Origin of the sequence: Xanthomonas vesicatoria ATCC 35937, from assembly GCF_001908725.1 — a bacterium.
GTDB classification, from domain to species: Bacteria; Pseudomonadota; Gammaproteobacteria; order Xanthomonadales; family Xanthomonadaceae; genus Xanthomonas; species Xanthomonas vesicatoria.
Genome location: NZ_CP018725.1, coordinates 1,727,616 through 1,747,170 on the forward strand (window position 1 = coordinate 1,727,616; position 19,555 = coordinate 1,747,170).

Below are 19,555 nucleotides of genomic sequence, written 5' to 3' on the forward strand. Positions count from 1 at the left end.
GCTAGTGCTGCGCTGACACACACCACCGCGATCCGCGAGTTATCGCCTGCACGTAGCGGTTGCTTGGCACGCTATCTCTTGAGCAACACCAATGCCTGCATGACGAATGGTTGCTCGTCACTGCTGCGCGACTACTGCCACCGCGCACATCAAGCGCCGCCATCACGCCATCTCATTGCGCAACCTTGCCGGTCCGCACGCTCACCTTGCCTTGCCGCACCTCGAAGGTGAACGCGAACGACAACGTCACCGGCACCGGCTCTGCCTGCGTCGCGCCGCTGCAATCGTCCAACGCTGCAGGCTGTGCGGCACCCGGTGCATACATGCACAGGGCGGCGGGCACGAACTGCCAATGCTGCACGGTCGTGCGCACGGCCTGCAGCAGGTCGGTGTTTTCCGGCAGTAGCCCGGCCGCACATTCGTCACGATCGGACATGGGGTCGACGCGTTGTACCGCGCCGTCGGCGGCAAGAATCACATGCGCGCACACCGTGGCTGGTGGCAAGGTCTGACGTGGCGAATCGGCCGGCAACACCGGCGCCTCGTTGTGCAAGGCACGCGGCATGCGGAACCGCTGCGTTTGGGCCAGCGTGTAGGCGGAGACCGCACCACCACTACCACCACCCGATTGCGGCGGCAGCATGCGTTGATCCACAGAATCTTCGCGCTGACTGCGGTCCTGCTCCAGCACGTGCTGCGTTGCGCATCCGCACAGACCGACAGCGACGAGGCCGCACCATGCCAGGCGGTCCTTCATTGCGGTGCCCCTTGCTTTGCGCATCCTGCGGAGGCCACGCAGCCATCGCTGTGACTGGATTGCGACGCGAGGCGTTCATCGCGGGATGCACCGGGCTGTTCCAGCGTGTCCAGCTCGAACCGGACCGGGACACGCACCCGGGACGCCACTGGTTTGCCGTCTGCAATTGCAGGCTTGAAGTGCCAGTGACGCGCAGCCTCGAGCACGGCCTGATCGAACACCCCGGCCGGCCGGCTGTGCACGATCACGACATGGGCGGGCGCACCGCTCGCGCTGACGTCGATCTGCAGCTCGACAAGACTTGCAAGATTTGCAGCCAGCGCTTCGGCTGGATAGCGCGGCGGCCGCATCGTACTGAAATCCACCGCATTGCCGGGCGTCAGTGTCGCGCTCGGACGCGCAGGCTGGATGACCCAACAGGCAAGACTGGCGACGGCTGCAAACGTGATCACCATGCGCATGTTCCACCGCGCGCGCCGCGCACGCAGCGTCGGCGCACGCAGCGCGGCAATGCGTTGCGTCAACGGATGCGTCGTGGCCCAGTGGCAAGCCAACGGCGACCATCGGTCGCCTAGCTGGCATTTGAGCATCGCGCCGGCATAGCTGCGACGTTTGCCGGGATGGCGCGCGAGCACGGCGGCATCGCAGGCCAGTTCCTGATCCAGCCGGAATGCACGCCATGCCAGATGCAGCAGCGGATTGAACCAGCCGATGCACAGCAGCACGGTGGCCAAGAGGTTGGCCTGCAGATCGCCACGGCGCAGATGCAATCGCTCGTGGGCCAGGATCAAGGCACGCTCGTCGGCGCTGTAGCGCGTAGTGAAATCGATCGGCAGCACAATCCGCGGCCGCAAGATCCCCAGCGAAGCAGGCAGACCCACATCATGCGTGGCCAACCACAGCGTCTTATCCACTGCATGCAGCGGGCCAAGACTGCGCAAGAAACGATGCTGGCCACGCCACAGGATGAGCGCGCTCAGCACGGCGCCCGCCAACCACACCGCAACAAGCCACTGCTGCACATCTGGCGCGCTGGCGGCGCTGTCCGATGCAAATCGGATCGCGGCCAACGCCGGCATCCGCACGACCACCGCCCCCATCGGCGGACCAGGAATCACTGCAGCCAGCAGCGCAAGCGGAACGCTGGCCCAGATGGCGTAGGCTGCCGTGGCACCCAGCCAGGTACGCAGCGGACGGCGCAGCAGCAGGCACGTTAGCAACGCAACCGTGGTGTACGCCGTGGCGCGCAGCCATAGCATCGCATCAGGATTCATCGTCCAGCTCCTTGAGCAGGCGCTTCAATTCCGCAACGTCGGAGGCGCTGAGTCTTCCGCGTTCGCTGAAGTGCGCCACCAGTGGCGCAACCCGCCCGCCGAACAGGCGCTGCAGCAACCCTTCGCTTTGTTGCTGCACCCAGCGGTCGCGCTGCAACAGCGGCGTGTAGAGATATTTGCGGCCCTCTTTTTGCGCCGCGATGGCGCCCTTGTTGAGCAAGCGATTAAGCAGGGTTTTGATGGTTGGCTCGGCCCAGTGGGTCTGCGCCAACGCGGCAACGACCTCGTCCGCCGTGCGCGGCGCCTGATCCCAGAGCACCTGCATCACCACCGCTTCCGCATCGCTGATCGCCATGCGATTACACCTGTAATTTCTTGCGATTACGCACGTAAACAAATCACCTGTCAAGCGGTAGGCGGGCCTGGATTGCCGGCCGCGCCGCCGTTTGCGAATACGCACTCCACCGCAGCGCGGCAGCGGCTCGGCTACCCTGCACGGATGACAGAACATCTCACCGACCTCGCAGCCGCTGTGCAACGAATCCTGCAACGCATCGACGGCCCGTTGCGGGTCGGTGCTCCGCTGGGCATCGGCAAGCCGCACCGGCTGTTGAACGCGCTGTATGCGCAGGTCCAGACGACGCCTGCGCGGCCGCTGGCGCTGTACACCGCGTTGTCGCTCAATCCGCCCAAACCGGGCAAGGGGCTCGAGGCGCGCTTTGCGGCTGCGTTTATTACACGTCACTTCGGTGAGGACTTTCCGCGCCTTGCCTATGTCGATGACATGTTGCGCGACGCGCTGCCGGCGCATGTGCAGGTGGAAGAGTTCTACATGCAGTCCGGCGGCCTGCTGCACTCCACGCAGGCGCAAGCCGATTACACCAGCCTGAACTACACGCATGCCGCGGCCGCAGTGGCGCAGCGCGCGCCGAATCTGATCGTGCAGAAAGTCGCGCGCGAACCCGGCGGTACGCGGCTGTCGCTGTCGTGCAACAACGATATCACCCAGGACACGCTGGACGCCGTGCACGCATTGGGCCTGCCACGCCCGCTGCTGGTGGCCGAAGTGGACCCGCAACTGCCGTGGATGGGCGGCGCTGCCGCGGTGGAGGACGCCTTATTCGATCTGGTCATCGACCTGCCCGGCCCTTCGCCGCGGCTGTTCGGCCTGCCTCGGCAACCGGTAACCACCGTCGATTACGCCATCGGCCTGTATGCAAGCACGCTGGTGCGCGATGGCGGTACCTTGCAGATCGGCATCGGCACGCTGGCCGATGCATTGAGTCATGCCCTGGTGCTGCGGCATACCGATAACGCGACCTATCGCCGCGTGCTGCAGGCACTGGATCCAACCCTGGAGCAGCACCCCAGCGTGCGCGCCAGCGGCGGCCTGGAGCCGTTTGCGATTGGCCTGTATGGGTGCAGCGAAATGCTCAACGAAGGCTTCAAGCAATTGGTGGACAGCGGCGTGATCCGTCGCAAGGTGCACGACGATCTAGCGCTGATGCAGCGCATCGCCGATGGCCGCGCGGATGCCGACGATCATGCATGCCTGGAGCGCGAAGGCGAGTTCCTGCATGGCGCGTTCTATCTTGGCTCGCCGGACTTCTATCAATGGCTGCGCGATCTGGATGCCGACACCCGCAACGCCATCGGCATGCGCCGCATCAGCGAAATCAATCAGTTGTACGGCGGCAATGAAACCCTGGAGCGGCTGCAGCGCCGCGACGCGCGCTTCTTCAACTCCTGCATGATGGCAACCGCGCTCGGGGCGGCGGTGTCCGATGGCCTGGAGGATGGACGCGTGGTCTCCGGGGTCGGCGGGCAATACAACTTTGTCGCAATGGCGCATGCCCTGCCGCAGGCGCGCAGTACCTTGATGCTGCGCGCTACCCACGATGCCGGCGCCGATGCCGCCAACAATGTGCGCTGGAATTATGGCCACACCACAATTCCCCGCCATCTGCGCGACATCTACATCACCGAATACGGCATCGCCGATCTGCGCCACAAGACCGATCAGGAGTGCGTGCTGGAAATGGCCGGCATCTGCGATGCGCGCTTTCAGGATGCACTGCTTGCGCAGGCTACCCAGTCACGCAAACTGCGCACGGCGCCCGTCTTGCCCGCCCGCGCAAGACACAACACGCCCGACGCACTTGAACAGGCGCTGGCGCCATTTCGACGCGATGGCAGCCTGCCCGATTATCCGCTTGGCAGCGATTTCACCGCGGTCGAACAACGCTTGCTACGCGCACTGACATGGCTCAAGCGCGCCACCACCAGCAAGAGTGCGATGCTGGCGACGCTGGCCCGTGCGGTGATATCGCGCGCTACCGCCAACCCCGACGAGGTGGCCTGTCTGCAGCGCATGGCATTGGACACACCGCGCACGATTGGCGAGCGGATGCAGGCGCGATTGATGGCCTATGCGCTGCGCCAAACAACGCCACAGTGAAACTATCCATTTAGCGATTAACCAGATTCGCTTGGGCGTCACGAAGCCACTGACGCACGACGGCAATACTGCGGAAAGATGAGCGTCAAGCTGCGCCCGGATGATGGCGGCCACCTTGTTTCTTGGCGTCGCCGCATGGGTTTTGTTCTGGTTTTTTCCGCACCTCATTCCTCCATTGACTACAAAGCGAAGCAGTCACGCACCAAGCGAAGCAAATTGCCCCAAGCTGCACTGGTTGCCGCCTTGATCACCAGCAATCTCGCGCTAGCTGCTGGCCCGCGCCTCACCGACCTGCAATACGTCGGCAGCCACAACAGCTACCACGCCGGGTTTGCGCCCAGCGAAGCCACGCTGCTGAAACAGCTCAATCCCGCGTTGTTCGCAGCGCTGGATTACCGCCATCCGCCGCTGACGCAACAACTGGACGACGGCGTCAGGCAACTGGAACTGGACGTGTTCGCCGACGCTCAGGGTGGTCGCTACGCACACCCGGCGATTGCCGCGCAGATTGCCAAGGCCGGGCTGCCGCCCGCACCACCCAGCGCACCGGACGGCGTGATGGACAAGCCTGGCTTCAAGGTCATGCACGTGCAGGACGTGGACCAGCGCAGCAACTGCCAGCCGCTGGTCGCCTGCCTGCAGCAGGTGCGCACTTGGTCCAGGCAACACCCCGGGCACGTGCCGATCTTCATCCTGCTGGAAACCAAACAAGCGCCGGTGCAGCTGGGCTTTCCCAGCGTGCAGCCCGAGCCGTTCGATGCAAAGACCATGGATGCGTTGGATGCCGAACTGCGCTCGGTCTTTCGAGCGGGGGAATACGTCAGCCCCGACCAGGTGCGTGGCAGCGCGCGCACGCTCAACGCTGCGGTGCTTGCGCATGGCTGGCCGTCGCTGGCCGCCACGCGCGGCAAGGTCGTGTTTCTGCTCGACCAACGTACGGCCGGGGCAAGCTATCTGCCGGGACATCCGTCGCTGCGTGGCCGGGTCTGTTTCACCAATGCCGTGCCTGGCCAAGACGATGCCGCATTCACCGAACTCAACGATGGCCCTGCCGACACGATCACGCAGCTCGTCAACGCCGGCTACCTGGTGCGCACCCGGACCGATGCAGACCTGAAAGAAGCGCAGCAGCACGACACCACCCGGCGCGACAGCATGCTGGCCAGTGGTGCGCAGTTGCTCAGCACCGACTTTCCCGCACACGAACCTGCCGACACCGGTTACCAGGTGCGCCTGGATGCCGATGCAGCTGCGCGCTGCAATCCGCTGCGGCCGCCAACGCACTGCAAGGGCGTCGATCTGAGTCACTGATCGGCGCCAATGACGTTGGCGTACACGGCATAGACCCCACACAGACCCGCCGCAATGGAAGGCATCGGCGCTGCACGCCTGCGCCCGCGTCAAGGCCAGGTGCCCCCTTTCACCTACGCGAGTCACCGCATGCACACTCCCCGCACCATTCACCGCCTGAGCTGCGCCATCGCATTGGTGCTGTCTGCACCCGTGTTGGCCGAGACGCCGGAACTGGCCACCACCACGTTGGATTCGGTCAACGTGCAGGCCAAGCACGCCGCCACGCCCGGCTCGCTCAACGAGCAACGGTTGTCCAGCAGCGTCAACAGCGTGATGAGCAAGCAGCAGATCGATGCCATCCCCTCCGGCGGCATCGCCGATGTCGTGGCGCATCTGCCGGGCCTGTCGTCCTACAGCGACATGCATCTGGGCCAGGCCACCACCGGCGAGAACGCCTACGTCAGCATTCGCGGCATGGACGCCAGCTACAACGCGTACACGCTCAACGGCTTCGGCATGCCGGAAACCGACTCGTCGACGCGCGCGATCTCCTTGAACATGCTGGCGCCGTTCGGCATTCAGTCGGTCCAGGTGTCCAAGTCGCCCACACCCGACATGCCCGGCGACGCCATCGGCGGCGCGATCGACATGCGCACACCCAACGCGTTCGATTTCGACCAGGACGTTTATGCCAAGAGCACCGCGCAAGGCCAGCTCAATGCGCTGGCCTCGCATCTGGGCGGCAAGGACACCGGCGGCACGTTCCAGCAGGAAATCGCCTGGAAATTCGGCAGCGACCATGCCTTCGGCCTGTACGCATCGGCCTATTACGGCAAGAACAACAACATGGCGCAGGCACCGGCGCCCAACAGCAAATATGTGCCGGCCGATCCCGCACTGGCCAACGCAACCGATTTACGCGCTGTCGGTCCGCTGATCAGCACGCGCTACAAGTACAGCCTGTACACCAGCCAGATCGAACGCTATGGCGGCAACCTCGCGCTGGATTGGCAAGGCGACAACAGTGCGCTCTATGCGCGCGCCATCTACGGCAGCTACGGCGTCACCGGGCAGCAGGATCAATCCAGCGCGCGCCTGGAAACCTATCGCAACCAACCCACGGCCGTGCGCGGCGGCTACTTCAACACCCACGACATCGACGAGAAGCTGGCGACCCTGCAGCTTGGCGGGCAGACCACGCTGGACCGTTTGCGTTTCGACTACGGCGCCTCGGTCGGGCGTGGTACGCGCAGCCGGCCGGACTATGTGTCGGCCAGTCTGTATGGCTTCACCCCGGGCAGCTTCGCCTTCGACCTCAGCGACCCGACCTACCCCAGCATCGGCCCCAGCTCGGCGGCGTTGAAGGACTTCTTCTACAACCTGGACTCGTCGCTGCTGTGGAAAGTGCAAGGCCACGATGCCGGCAGCCACGACAACCGCGTCAACGCGCATACCGATATCACCTACCAGGTCGAGGGCGATGTGCTGGACAGCGTCAAGGTCGGCCTGTCTGCCGATCATTCCGACCGCGGCGCCTACGATCACCCGTTCTTCCACAAGGACGGCAACTTCGTCACCAACGGGCCGTACTTCGGCGGGCCCAATTACGCCCTCCCCACCGCGGGCGGACCGCCGCTGAGCGCCATTCCCGGCCGCCTGACCTACAACGCCTTCGACGGGCACTACGCAGGTCCGTTCAAACTGCTGGACCGCAACTGGATGCGCGCGCAAGCCCTGCCCTACAAATACATCGACGACCCGAACGGCGCGGGCGTCTATACCGCCAACGACTACAATGCCAACACCACCTCCAGCACCGAAGCGATCTATTCGGGCTACGCGATGGCCGCGCTGCACATTGGCCAGGTCAGCATCCTGCCCGGCGTACGCTACGAACTGACCCGCTACTCGGCCGATTCCTGGCAATCCAGCGGCGACGGCAACAGCGGCACTTTTGTCGGCACCGGCAGCACCTATGGACAGGTGTTGCCCGGCATCAGCATCAACTATCGGCCCGACGATCTCACCGTCTACCGCGCCTCGCTGCGCCGCAGTTTCAGCCGCCCGGCCTTTGGCCTGATTTCCGGCGAGACGGTGTACACCATCGACGACACCCAGCGCGTGGTCGGTATTTCCAAACCCAACCCCGATCTGCAGCCGAGCAAGGCCGACAATGCCGATCTGTCGGCCGAGTTCTACGACCACAACGGCGGCGTACTCAGCGCCTCGACCTACTATAAGCGCATCACCGGCTTCATCTACACCTCGCAGTCGGCAACCAGCAACGACAACACGCTCGGAGGATTGGTGCCCACCGGCACCACCTTCGAAAACGGCGTCCCGGTCACCATGCCGCAGAACGGTGGCACCGGCACGCTGTACGGGCTGGAGTTGGCCGGCAGCAAGCGCTTGCAGGATTTGCCTGGCATCTGGAGCAACCTTGGCGTCACCGCCAACCTCACCCTGCAGCGCAGCGAAGCGGACAGCAAACGGGCCGACCAGCCAGAAAAGACTTGGTTGCCGCGTGCGCCCGAGCACATCTACAACCTGGATCTGTTCTACGACGATGCACATCTGCGCGCAGACCTGAGCTACAACTACACCGGCCTGCAATTGCTGGGGCTGACCACCGACCGGCTCAATTACTACCTGCAGCCGGTCAAGTCGCTGGACTTCAGCGCCACCTATCACCTGCCGCACCATGTGGACGTGGGCGTGTCGGCAAAGAACCTGCTCAACGCCGCCACGTTCTACGAAACCCAGGGCAAGTCCGATGGCTACATGGCCTACGATCCCGGCGCCGATGGCGCGTATGTGCAGACCGGGCGGGTGTACCTGCTGACAGTGGGCTATACCTACTGACCAACAGGCCACTGCAGTAGGCAACCAAGTGGGTGCTCTCGCACGGGGGCGCACCAGTCACCGGCCGATTGTCTGCGCGTGACGCAGGCGATCGGTCTCCGATCAATGGTGCGAGGTCTCACAAGCGAACCTGCACGACACCACGGGCAACGCGGCGGTGTCGTGCAGGTTCGCGCAACCGATTACCGCAGCGCCATCGCGCCTCAGTCAGTCCGGGTGCAGCCATTTCACGCAGCAAACGCAGGCAGCTGCGGCACTGTGCGCGCTTGCCTCTTTGCGGACCTGCACATGCCCCCTCGCTCTTACGCTCGCGTCTGTCTGCTCGCTCTGTCGTTGAGCGCTTCGCTGTCTGCGCTAGCACAGGCACCGCAACCCGCGCCTGCTGCTGCACCTGCACCGACGGCGACGCCTGCCGCAAAGACCGTCGCCACCGGCGCACGCTCGGATCTGCACGCGCAGGTGCTGCTGGACCGCGCGCATTTTTCGCCGGGCCAGATCGATGGCGAACGTGGCTCGAATCAAAAGCGCGCCGTCTCCGGGTTCCAGGCTGCGCACAACATCAAGGTGACCGGCGAACTGGATGACGCGACCTGGCAGGCGTTGCAGGCCGACAGCACGCCGGCGCTGGTGCAATACACGCTGACCGACGCCGATGTTGCAGGGCCGTTCCAGCCGATTCCCAAGGGCCCGGCAGAGCAGGCCAAACTGCCCTCGCTTGGCTACACATCGGTGGATGAATCGCTGGGCGAGCGCTTCCATGCCGACCCGGCGCTGCTGCGCCAGCTCAACCCCGGCGTGGATCTGGGCAAGGCTGGTGGCGTGATCCAGGTGCCCAACGTCGACGGCGTGGCGCCGCTGGCCAAACCGGCCAAGCTGGTCGTGGACAAATCCGAGTCGACGCTGCGCCTGTTCGACGCCGACGGCAAGGTGTACGCGCAGTTCCCGGTGTCGTCGGGCAGCAAGCACGATCCGTTGCCGATCGGCCGCTGGAAGATCCTGGGCATCTCGCGCGACCCCGTGTTCAAGTACAACCCCAAGCTGTTCTGGGACGCGAAAAAGGGCGATCAAAAAGCCACGTTGCCGTCTGGCCCGAATAATCCGGTTGGCCGTGTGTGGATCGACTTGTCCAAGCCGCATTACGGCTTGCACGGTACGCCGGAGCCCGGCCATGTCGGCAAGACCGAATCGCATGGGTGCGTGCGTCTGACCAACTGGGACGTGGTCAATCTGGCCAGCGTGGTCGGCCCGTCGGTCCCGGTGGTGATGCAGGAGTAAGCATGAAACTGCTGATGATTCTGGTCGCAGGCGTGGCGATCGGGGCGAGCGGCTATTGGTGGCTGGAACGCGGCGCGCCGGAGGCAACGGTCACGCCGTCGGCCAGTGCGTCGATGGTGACTGCACCACCCACCAGCCAGACAGCCGCCGCAGTGCCCGCTGCACAATCTGCCGCATCGCTGCCAGCCGCTGCATCAGTGGCAGAGTCGAGTCCGGCAGCACCTTCAGCCGCACCGCCTGTGGCTGCCGCGGCAGCCGATATGGCATCGGCGGGCACAGGCCTGCTGATCCCGGTGCAGGGCATCGACCGCAGCAAGTTGCAGGACACCTTTACCGATGCACGCAGCGAAGGCCGCGTGCATGACGCCATCGACATCCTGGCGCCGGCCGGCACGCCCGTACTTGCCGTGGCAGACGGCACGGTCGAAAAACTGTTCGACAGCGAACGTGGCGGCCTGACCGTGTACCAGTTCGAGCCAGGCGGCACGTACTGCTATTACTACGCGCATCTGGAACGCTACGCCGATGGCCTGGCCGAAAAACAATCCATCAAGCGTGGCCAGGTGATCGGCTATGTGGGCAGCACCGGCAATGCCGATCCGGCCGCACCCCATCTGCACTTCGAGATCCATCGCCTGGGACCGGAAAAGCAGTGGTGGAAGGGCGAGGCCTTGAATCCCTATCCCGTCCTGCATGGCGATCAGCCGCTGCAGTAAGAGCGGCTAGCAAGCCGTAGCGAGCATTCGCAGGTAGGTAAGGGCGGCGCGCAGGAACCGGAGTGGAGGGGTGATCCATGCCGCACCGGGCATCCACCGCGCCCGCCTGACCGTGAGCGCAGGAGCTTTGTTAGCTGCTCGAAGGCAACGCCGCAGCACGCGTCACATATAGGCAGCGCGATGCGAAGCGCTCGGGGCGCTGCAACGACTTGCAAGCGGCGATGCGTCGAGTCGCATCGCCGCACTGCCTGACAGATCAGATCAGATCAACATCCCGCCCGAGACCTCGATGCGCTGCGCATTGATCCATCCGGTACCGGGTGCGAGCAACGCCGCCACCACCGGGCCGATGTCGTCCGGCAGCCCAGGCCGGCCCAGTGCAGTGACCGAGGACACCATCGCGTTGACCTGCGCGTTGTCGCGGACGCTGCCGCCATTGAAGTCGGTTTCGATAGCGCCCGGCGCCAGCGTATTTGCACGAATGCCGCGCGCGCCCAATTCCTTTGCAAGATAGCGGGTGAACACTTCCACCCCACCCTTCATCATCGCGTAGGCAGACGCACCTGGCAGCGCGAACCGCGCCAGCCCGCTCGACACATTGAGGATGCGCCCGCCATCGGCGATCAGCGGCAGCAACGCCTGCGTCAGGAAATACGGCCCCTTGAGATGGATATCGACCAGCGCATCGAACTGCGCAGGCGTGGTCTCGGCAATGGCTGCATGCAATCCAGTGCCGGCGTTATTGACCAGCGCATCGAACTGCGTGCGTCCCCAACCGGCAAGGACGTCCTTCAGCTGCGCAGCGAACGCGCTGAAGGTATCGGTCCGCGCAACATCCAGCGGCAACGCCTGCGCGCGACGGCCCAGCGTCTGGATCTCGGCCACTACGGTGGCGGCTTCATCGGCCTGGCTGCGGTAGGTCAGCACGATATCGTTGCCTGCGGCAGCTAGCGCAAGCGCAGCATTGCGGCCCAGGCCGCGGCTGCCGCCGGTGATCAAGGTGATGGGTGTGGTGGTGGTCGACATCGGCACGCTCCGTAGTAGGTGCCGCCCAGGCTATTGCGCTTGCTGCGTGACATAAATCGGCTCACGCTGATTGCACCGTTCAAGATAATCGACCAATCGATGGACACCATGGAATCGTTGCGCGCCTTCCTGCGCGTGGCCGAGCTGGGCAGTTTCACCCGTGCCGCCGAGACGCTTGGCCTGCCCAAGGCCAGCGTCTCGACCGCCGTGCAGCGGCTCGAGGCTTCTCTCGGCACCCAGCTCCTGCATCGCACCACACGGCGCGTGCAACTCACCGGCGACGGCGCGGCGTTCTATCAGCGCAGCCGCGACCTGCTCGACGACATGGACGAATTGCACAGCATGTTTCAGCGCGAACATGGGCAGCTGCGCGGTCGCCTGCGCGTGGACATGTCGGCTGGCATCGCGCGCAACTTCGTGATCCCCGCCTTGCCCGCGTTTCTGGCGCGGCACCCACAGCTGGAGGTAGAAATCAGCGGCACCGACCGCCGCGTGGATGTGGTGCGCGAGGGGTTCGACTGCGTGCTGCGTGTGGGCACGCTGGAAGACACCAGCCTGGTCGCACGTCCGCTGGGCGCGTTTCGCATCGTCAGCTGCGCCAGCGCCGAGTATCTTGCCCGCCGCGGCATGCCAACGTGCCTGGACGACCTGGCGCAACACGATCTGGTGCATTACGTGCCCACGCTGGGCCAGCGCTCGCCCGGCTTCGAGTATTACGACGGGCAGGCCTATCACTTGTTGCCGATGCGCGGCCCGGTGACGGTGAACAATGGCGACGGCTATCTCGCTGCCGCACTGGCGGGGCTGGGCATCATCCAGGCGCCAGCCAGCCCGTTACGCCCATACCTGGACAGCGGGGCACTGATCGAAGTGCTGGCCGAGCTGGCACCCGAGCCGATGCCGGTGACCCTGCTCCACGCGCAACGCCGGCATCTGCCGCAACGCGTGCGCGCCTTCATGGACTGGGTGGCCGGCGTGATGGCACCGCACCTGCAGCCGCTATTGCAATAAGCATCATGCACATCGGTGCAGCCTGCTGCGCGTCCCATCAGGTCATGCAGCAGGTGTCGACATTCCGGTTTTACAGCGCACACGCGGCGTCGTTAACGGCCGAGGCGTCTTGCGGCCGTTATTCCAACGAAGAAGTACCTTGTTTCGAAGCGGCAAAACTGATGCACGTGAGATGCAGTGATCCCGCATCGGCGCAACTGACGCCCTTTCTGCACGATAGTTGCAAGCCACTGCAAGTCGAGCGCACATAAAAAAGCACAGGCCTCTTCTGCAAGATGCCTGTGCCATGTATCAACCACACCGAGCCTGACGAACGCCCGATAGCGTCCGGAATCAGAACGCGTAGTTGAAGGTCAGCATGCCGTTGCGCGACGCGCCCCAGGCACCGTAACCGCCGTTGAACTGCGCGTAGTAGCGCTTGTCGAGCAGGTTGTCGACGTTGAGTTGCACCGAGAACTGCGGCGACAGACGGTAGCGGGCGAATGCACTGACCAGTGCGTAGGCACTCTGCTGGAACGTGCCGTACACCGGGTCCACGTAGTACGACCGGTTCTGCCAGTTGACGCCGCCACCCACGGTCAGGTCGCTCCACGCACCTTGCGGGGTGTAGCTATTGAACAGTTTGAGGGTGGTGCGCGGCAGATGCGTATTGATCGAAGTGCCGCTGTCGTCGCGTGCGGTGTAGTGCGACGCACCGAAGGTGGCATTCCAGCCCTGGGTCAGGCGCCCGGACACCTCGAAATCGAAGCCTTCGCTGACCACACCGTTGGCGGCTTGATAAGCGTCCTCGGAGGTACCTGGAACGAAACCACCGGTGCGTACGCCCAGGTTGTCCTGCTCGATGCGGAACAAGGCAAGCGAAGCATTGAGCTGATCATCGAACCACGCGGCCTTGACGCCCGCTTCGTAGCCCTTTCCGCTCAACGGGTCCAGGTAGCCGCCATTGGCATCGCGCAAGGTCTGCGGGTTGAAGATTTCGGTGTAGCTGACGTAGGTCGACCACACGTCGTCGATGTCGTAGACCAGGCCGGCGTACGGGGTGACTTCGGTCTGGCTATCGGAGAACGGTACTAGCCCCTGCGCCGCATCGAAGTTGCCGCCATCGATCTGCCAATCGGTATAGCGCGCGCCCACCAGCAATGTCAGCGGATCGGCCAGCGAGAAGCGTGCAGCCACGTAAGCGGCCTTCTGCTTGATGGTGCCTTCGCTCTGCACCGTGCGCGGGCTCCAGTTGGGCTCCGGATACGCGCCATTCCAGCCGAAGTAGCTGTCCAGCGGCGCCGGGAAATCGAAGGTGCCGTTGTTGACGTACTCGCGGCGGTTGTAGCTGGCGCCGGCCACCAGGTGATGCTCGCGCCCGAACAGCTGGAACGGGCCTTCCGCATAGACATCGGCGCCATCGGCCTTGCGCTCGGTCTGGTAGTTGCCCGAATACGGCACCACGCCGCCGCCGGTGGCGCGATCGAAACCGAAGATCGTATAGAACGGATAGAACAGGTGGTTGGATGCCTCGGTCTTTTCGTGGCTCACATTGGCCTTGAGCATCCAGCCGCTGTCAAAGCTCTGCTGCAGACTGGCGAAGGTACGCTGCAGACGCGTATCCCAGAACGTCCAGTCGGCGGCCGGATTGAACGAACGGTCGTAGTTGGTCCGGGTGCCATCGCTGAAGAACAGCGGGAAGCCGCCCCAGGTGACGTCGTCCGATTCCTTCTTCTGGTATTCGTAACCCACGCTCAGCAAGGTGCTGTCGGTGAGGTCGGCATCGATGATGGCCGAGCCGATCTTCTTGCGCAGGTTGTAGCGATCCATGTCCGATTCGCCGTCCTGATACACGCCGACCACACGTGCGCGCACGGTGCCTTCAGGGCTCAGCGGCACGGTGACATCGGCCACGCTGCGGGTCTTGTTGAAGTCGCCGCCACCCACCGACACGGTGCCGGTGAAGTCGCGGCTCACTGCGTGCTTGCGCACCAGATTGATCGACGCCGACGGGTTGCCCGAGCCGGTTAGCAGGCCGGTCGCACCACGCACCACTTCCACGCGGTCGTACAACGCTACGTCCAGCGCCGAATCGCCATAGCTCCAGGCCTGCTCCATGTACGCCGGGATGCCGTCGAACTGGTAGTTGTCGATGTAGAAACCACGCGCATAGAACTCCAGCCGCTCGCTGTCGCTCTGCGCGACCGAAATGCCGGAGACGTTGTTGAGCACGTCGGTGATGCTTTGCAGGTTCTGGTCGTCCATGCGCTCGCGCGTGACCACCGTGACCGACTGCGGGATCTCGCGCAGCGACAGGTTCATGCGCGTGCCGGCGGTGGTCTTGTCCACCGTATACCCCTTGACCTGCTCGCCCTGCACGTTGAGCCGGTCCAGCGTGGTGACTTCGGCGTCGCCGGCCGGCGTTTCTGCCATCACCTGCCCTGCGGACAACGTGCACAGCGCGGCGAACACCGCATGCGACAGCGCGCGCGGACGCAGCGCGATGGGAAGAAGACGCATTACGGTAGGACGATTCATCACAGCTCCGGCACAGACAGTCGAGGGCAAGCCGCCACGTGGAGGCGGCGGCAAACAGGGGAGGACACGCCGCGAGACTGCGGCAGCGCACCATTTTAATGGGAATGATTCACATTTTAAATAGGCAATCTAAGGCCGCCGGCCAGCGAGTCCGGGGCAAGCGAACGCCACTGTAAGGTCTTACTTCTGCCGGGCAGGTGCGAAACGTCGGCACCGTTTGCCTGTGCAAAGCGTCAGCCTCCCTGCCGTTATCGCTACCGTTTGATGTGGCATGTCTGCAGCGATGTTCTGCAAAACCGCAGATCCTGGCGACACGCACGCCGTACAGCGTCCATCATCGGCAAGGCGCGATTGGCAACATCACCTGGCGGCAACCCGCACTTCCGACGCATGCCACCACGTTGCAGCCGCAATAAAAAACGCCGGCTTTCGCCGGCGTTTTTCGTCCGAAGCAACTCCGCGCCGTTACAGCGCCTTCGCTGCCTGCACCACGTGCTCGGCGGTGATCTTGAAGTACTCGTACAGCTGATCGGCCGGGGCCGAGGCGCCGAAGGTGTCGATACCGACCACATCGCCATCCAGGCCGACGTACTTGCGCCAGAAGCCGGTCACACCCGCTTCCACCGCCACGCGCTTGCGCACTGCATTGGGCAACACCGATTCGCGATACGCCGCATCCTGACGATCAAACACGTCGGTGGACGGCATCGACACCACGCGTGTCTTCAAGCCGGCCGCATCCAACGTCTTCTTGGCCTCCACCGCCAGGCCCACTTCCGAACCGGTACCGATCAGTATCACATCGGGCGTGCCGCCTTCGGCATCGGCCAGCACGTAGCCACCGCGCTCGATCAGCTTGACCTGCTCGGCGCTGCGCGGCTGGTGCTGCAGATTCTGGCGGCTGAAGATCAGGCAGCTCGGGCCGTCCTTGCGAGTGATCGCAGCCTTCCAGCTCACTGCCGATTCCACCGCATCGCCCGGGCGCCACACATCGTTGTTGGGGATGTAGCGCAGCGAAGCCAAGTGCTCCACCGGCTGATGGGTCGGGCCGTCTTCGCCCAGGCCGATCGAGTCGTGCGTGTACACGTGGATGGCATGTGCCGGGTTCAGCGCGCTCATGCGCACGCCGTTGCGGGCGTAATCACTGAACACCAGGAAGGTGGCATCGAACGGAATGAAGCCGCCATGCAGCGCTAGGCCGTTGGCAATGGCGGTCATGCCGAACTCGCGCACGCCGTAGTACACGTAGTTGGCATCCGGGTCATCGGTAGCCACCGACTTGCTGGCCTTCCACAAGGTCAGGTTGGAATGCGCCAGATCGGCCGAGCCGCCGATCAACTCGGGCAGCAACGGTGCGAAGGCTTCGATGGCCAGCTGCGAGGCCTTGCGCGAGGCGATGGTCTGCCCGTCTTCCTGCGCCTTGGCGATGTAGGCATCGGCCTGGGCGATGAAGTCGGCCGGCAGCTCGGCGTGCGAGCGACGGGTCAGTTCGGCTGCTTCGGCCGCGTACTGCTTGCCGTACTTGTCGAACAACTGCTCCCACTCGGCCTGACGCAGCGTGCCGGTGCCGCCGGCGCGCCAGCCGGCGTAAATCTCTTCGGGAATCTCGAACGGGCCGTACGGCCACTCCAGCGCTTTGCGCGCGCCTTCCAGCTCTTCCTTGCCCAGCGGCGCGCCGTGCGAGGACTCCTTGCCGGCCTTGGTGGGCGCACCGAAGCCGATCTTGGTGCGGCAGCAGATCAGGGTCGGTTTGTCGCTGTTTTCCAGCGCCGCTTCGATCGCCGCCTTGATCTTGTCGGCATCGTGCCCGTCCACATCGCGGATCACGTGCCAGCCATAGGCCTCGAAACGCGCCGGGGTGTTGTCGCTGAACCAGCCGGCAGTGTTGCCGTCGATGGAGATCTGGTTGTTGTCCCAGAACGCCACCAGCTTGCCCAGGCCCCAGGTACCGGCCAGCGAGGCGGCTTCGTGCGAGATGCCTTCCATCAGGCAGCCGTCGCCCATGAACACCCAGGTACGGTGGTCGACGATTTCCAGTTCAGGCCGGTTGTAGCGCTGCGCCAGCAACTTCTCGGCCAGCGCGAAGCCCACGGCATTGGCAAAACCCTGCCCCAGCGGACCGGTGGTGGTTTCCACGCCGGGGGTTTCGCTGCGCTCGGGGTGGCCGGCGGTCTTGCTGTGCAACTGGCGGAACTGCTTGAGCTGCTCGATCGGCAGGTCGTAACCGGTTAGGTGCAGCAGCGCGTACTGCAGCATCGAGCCGTGGCCGTTGGACAGCACGAACCGGTCGCGGTTGAACCACTGCGGGTTGTTCGGGTTGTGCCGGAAATAATCGTTCCACAGCACTTCGGCGATGTCGGCCATGCCCATGGGCATACCGGGGTGGCCGGATTTGGCGGCTTCGACCGCATCTGCGGCGAGAAAACGGATGGCGTTGGCCAGCTGGCGGCGGGTGGGCTGGGTCATGGGCGTCTATGGAAGCGGAGGGGAACACCGCTGGAAGCGGAGAGCCCTATTCTCCCATACAGCGCGTTACGGGAATCGGGAGTCGGGACTGGGGAATCGAATGCAGCGTTGCGGGTGGGTCGATGGAATCCCCTTCGCGCCAAGTTGCATCGGCGAGGCGGCCAGACCCCGCCTTAGGCCTTACCCTCGCACCAGCCCGTTTCAACGATTCCCGATTCCCTATTCCTCGCCCTTGGCCACCAGGGTCGTCAGCGCCAGATCGCCGGTGACATTGAGCGCGGTGCGGCACATATCCAGGAAGTGGTTCACGCCCAGGATCATGCCGATGCCGACCGGGTTGACCCCGACCATTGCGCAGATCAGTGCCACCACCGGCAGCGAGCCCGACGGCACGCCAGCGGTGCCGATGCCGCCCAGGATGCAGACCAGCATCACCATGAATTGCTGGCCGATGCCCAGGTCGACGTTGAAGAACTGCGCCAGGAAGATCACCGTCACGCCCTCGAACAGCGCGGTGCCATTCTGGTTCGCGGTGGCGCCGACCGTCAGCACGAAGCGCGACACGCGCGGCGGCAGGCCCATTTCGTCGGCCACGCGCAAGGCGGTAGGCAGGGTCGCGTTACTGGAGGCGGTGGAGAAGGCCATCATCGTGGCCTCCTGGGTCTGCTTGAAGAAGCCCAGCGGCGAGCGCCCGGCGAACTTCACCGCCAGCCCGTAGCTGACCACCATGTGCAGGCCCAGCGCCAGCACCACCACGCCCACGTAGGCGCCCAGGCGGATCAGCAGATCGAAGCCGAATAGCGCGGCCAGGTTGAACATGAAGCAGGCCACCGCATACGGCGCCAGGCGGATCACCAGCCCGATCAAGGTCATCGAAATTTCGAAGATGCCTTCAATGCCGCGCTTGAGTGTGGCGACCTTTTCGTCGGGGGTGAGCACCATGCCGACGCCGAACATCACAGCGAAGAACATCAGCGACAGGATCGCGCCATTGCTGGACGCGGCAGCAATCACGTTGTTGGGCACGATCGACAGCAACATGTCCATGCCCTGCGGCTGTGTGCCGGAGCTGGAAATGATCTCGCGGGTGCGGTCGGCGTTTTCCTGGATGAGTTGATTGGCCAGCTGCGGGTCCACGCCCGCACCGGGCTTGAGCACGTTGACCAACACCAGACCGAGCAGCACCGCAATGCCGGACAGCACGACGGTGTAGCCCAGCGTGCGCCAGCCCACGCGGCCCAGCGCACGGATGTCGCCCATTTCGGAGATGCCCATCACCAGCGCCGAAAACAGCAGCGGTACGATCAGCATGAAGATCAGATTGAGGAAGATCTGCGAGAACGGCGTGGTCACGTACTTGGTCGCCAGCCGCACCCACTCGGCGTCGCTACCGGCCAGGTAGTACACGGCCAGACCCAACAACAGGCCCACGGCGAAGCCAATGCCCATCTTCCAATGCAGGGGCAGGCCCGGGCGGCGTGCGGCTGGGGATGCAGTCATCTGGTCGGCCTTGATCTGGACACAAAGACTGGAGCTTAACAAACGCCATCGCGGCGGCCACGCCGCGCTGCAGCTGCCCGAGGGTAGGTGTGCCTTGCGAGGGCAGTTGGTGGGAACGTTGCAAAGCGGCAAAGCATGCATCTCGCGCAAGGCCAGGCATGTTCGGCCAATACTTCGCTCGACCTGAATCAGGGAGCGATTCGCATACCGCAGCAATGCGTTGGTGGGTGGGTTCTTCGAGTGCTCGCGGTTGTGGATGCTCGCATCCAAGCGATTGGGGATTGGGGACTTGTACCTTATGCCTGGCACTGCACTTGGGACTTGCGACCACCTAATTTCACTGCGGCTGAGGTCGTGAGCGTTGAAGTCAGATCGATGCTCTAAAGCCGGGCTGATCGAG

The 19,555-nt window shown here is 64.2% G+C and carries 13 protein-coding genes and 1 other RNA gene; 6 read left to right on the forward strand and 8 right to left on the reverse strand.

The window, feature by feature from the left end:
• Positions 1-172: 172 nt before the first annotated feature.
• From BJD12_RS07460 to BJD12_RS07470, 3 genes are read right to left on the reverse strand one after another with little or no spacing between them, the layout of a single operon-like run.
• Entirely contained in the window at positions 173-757 is a 585-nt protein-coding gene (locus BJD12_RS07460; RefSeq protein ID WP_005994175.1) for a hypothetical protein, read from the reverse strand.
• On the reverse strand, positions 754-2,031 hold the full coding sequence (locus tag BJD12_RS07465; protein WP_042828204.1) for a TonB family protein: 1,278 nt from the start codon (positions 2,029-2,031) through the stop codon (positions 754-756). The genes BJD12_RS07460 and BJD12_RS07465 overlap by 4 nt, the downstream gene beginning before the upstream one ends.
• The gene (locus BJD12_RS07470; protein WP_005994179.1) at positions 2,021-2,386 is read right to left on the reverse strand and encodes a BlaI/MecI/CopY family transcriptional regulator; all 366 of its coding nucleotides are present in this window, start codon (positions 2,384-2,386) and stop codon (positions 2,021-2,023) included. The genes BJD12_RS07465 and BJD12_RS07470 overlap by 11 nt, the downstream gene beginning before the upstream one ends.
• Positions 2,387-2,530: 144 nt before the next feature.
• On the opposite strand from BJD12_RS07470, the gene BJD12_RS07475 reads away from it, so the two are divergent.
• From BJD12_RS07475 to BJD12_RS07495, 5 genes are all read left to right on the forward strand, one after another.
• A complete protein-coding gene (locus tag BJD12_RS07475) occupies positions 2,531-4,489 on the forward strand; it encodes an acetyl-CoA hydrolase/transferase C-terminal domain-containing protein (protein ID WP_005994183.1) in 1,959 nt (652 codons plus the stop codon).
• Between the two features lie 135 nt (positions 4,490-4,624).
• Entirely contained in the window at positions 4,625-5,800 is a 1,176-nt protein-coding gene (locus tag BJD12_RS07480; RefSeq protein ID WP_005994185.1) for a phosphatidylinositol-specific phospholipase C1-like protein, read from the forward strand.
• Positions 5,801-5,929: 129 nt separating this feature from the next.
• Positions 5,930-8,644 (forward strand): TonB-dependent receptor, encoded by a 2,715-nt coding sequence (locus tag BJD12_RS07485; RefSeq protein ID WP_042828212.1) that lies wholly within the window; start codon positions 5,930-5,932, stop codon positions 8,642-8,644.
• 345 nt (positions 8,645-8,989) lie between these two features.
• Positions 8,990-9,919 (forward strand): L,D-transpeptidase family protein, encoded by a 930-nt coding sequence (locus BJD12_RS07490; RefSeq protein WP_042828213.1) that lies wholly within the window; start codon positions 8,990-8,992, stop codon positions 9,917-9,919.
• A 2-nt stretch (positions 9,920-9,921) separates the two neighbouring features.
• Entirely contained in the window at positions 9,922-10,635 is a 714-nt protein-coding gene (locus tag BJD12_RS07495) for a M23 family metallopeptidase (protein ID WP_042828205.1), read from the forward strand.
• A gap of 4 nt (positions 10,636-10,639) precedes the next feature.
• Here the strand turns inward: BJD12_RS07495 and BJD12_RS07500 are convergent.
• A non-coding RNA gene (locus BJD12_RS07500) (sX9 sRNA) lies at positions 10,640-10,714 on the reverse strand.
• A gap of 182 nt (positions 10,715-10,896) precedes the next feature.
• On the reverse strand, positions 10,897-11,661 hold the full coding sequence (locus BJD12_RS07505; protein WP_005994193.1) for an SDR family NAD(P)-dependent oxidoreductase: 765 nt from the start codon (positions 11,659-11,661) through the stop codon (positions 10,897-10,899).
• Positions 11,662-11,694: 33 nt separating this feature from the next.
• On the opposite strand from BJD12_RS07505, the gene BJD12_RS07510 reads away from it, so the two are divergent.
• Entirely contained in the window at positions 11,695-12,672 is a 978-nt protein-coding gene (locus BJD12_RS07510; protein WP_005994195.1) for a LysR family transcriptional regulator, read from the forward strand.
• Between the two features lie 333 nt (positions 12,673-13,005).
• Here BJD12_RS07510 and fhuE read toward each other — a convergent pair whose 3' ends face one another.
• The 3 genes from fhuE to BJD12_RS07525 form a co-directional block, all read right to left on the reverse strand.
• The gene (gene fhuE, locus BJD12_RS07515) at positions 13,006-15,189 is read right to left on the reverse strand and encodes a ferric-rhodotorulic acid/ferric-coprogen receptor FhuE (protein WP_042828206.1); all 2,184 of its coding nucleotides are present in this window, start codon (positions 15,187-15,189) and stop codon (positions 13,006-13,008) included.
• Between the two features lie 465 nt (positions 15,190-15,654).
• Complete coding sequence (tkt, locus tag BJD12_RS07520) at positions 15,655-17,655, reverse strand: transketolase (RefSeq protein WP_005994199.1); 2,001 nt, start codon at positions 17,653-17,655, stop codon at positions 15,655-15,657.
• Between the two features lie 219 nt (positions 17,656-17,874).
• On the reverse strand, positions 17,875-19,155 hold the full coding sequence (locus BJD12_RS07525) for a dicarboxylate/amino acid:cation symporter (RefSeq protein WP_074052521.1): 1,281 nt from the start codon (positions 19,153-19,155) through the stop codon (positions 17,875-17,877).
• Positions 19,156-19,555 lie beyond the last annotated feature (400 nt).

Bases quoted from the DNA above. Each gene is read 5' to 3' on its own strand.
- BJD12_RS07460 (WP_005994175.1), bottom strand. From the start codon at position 757: ATGAAGGACCGCCTGGCATGGTGCGGCCTCGTCGCTGTCGGTCTGTGC.
- BJD12_RS07465 (WP_042828204.1), bottom strand. From the start codon at position 2,031: ATGAATCCTGATGCGATGCTATGGCTGCGCGCCACGGCGTACACCACG.
- BJD12_RS07470 (WP_005994179.1), bottom strand. From the start codon at position 2,386: ATGGCGATCAGCGATGCGGAAGCGGTGGTGATGCAGGTGCTCTGGGAT.
- BJD12_RS07475 (WP_005994183.1), top strand. From the start codon at position 2,531: ATGACAGAACATCTCACCGACCTCGCAGCCGCTGTGCAACGAATCCTG.
- BJD12_RS07480 (WP_005994185.1), top strand. From the start codon at position 4,625: ATGGGTTTTGTTCTGGTTTTTTCCGCACCTCATTCCTCCATTGACTAC.
- BJD12_RS07485 (WP_042828212.1), top strand. From the start codon at position 5,930: ATGCACACTCCCCGCACCATTCACCGCCTGAGCTGCGCCATCGCATTG.
- BJD12_RS07495 (WP_042828205.1), top strand. From the start codon at position 9,922: ATGAAACTGCTGATGATTCTGGTCGCAGGCGTGGCGATCGGGGCGAGC.
- BJD12_RS07505 (WP_005994193.1), bottom strand. From the start codon at position 11,661: ATGTCGACCACCACCACACCCATCACCTTGATCACCGGCGGCAGCCGC.
- fhuE (WP_042828206.1), bottom strand. From the start codon at position 15,189: ATGAATCGTCCTACCGTAATGCGTCTTCTTCCCATCGCGCTGCGTCCG.
- tkt (WP_005994199.1), bottom strand. From the start codon at position 17,655: ATGACCCAGCCCACCCGCCGCCAGCTGGCCAACGCCATCCGTTTTCTC.
- BJD12_RS07525 (WP_074052521.1), bottom strand. From the start codon at position 19,155: ATGACTGCATCCCCAGCCGCACGCCGCCCGGGCCTGCCCCTGCATTGG.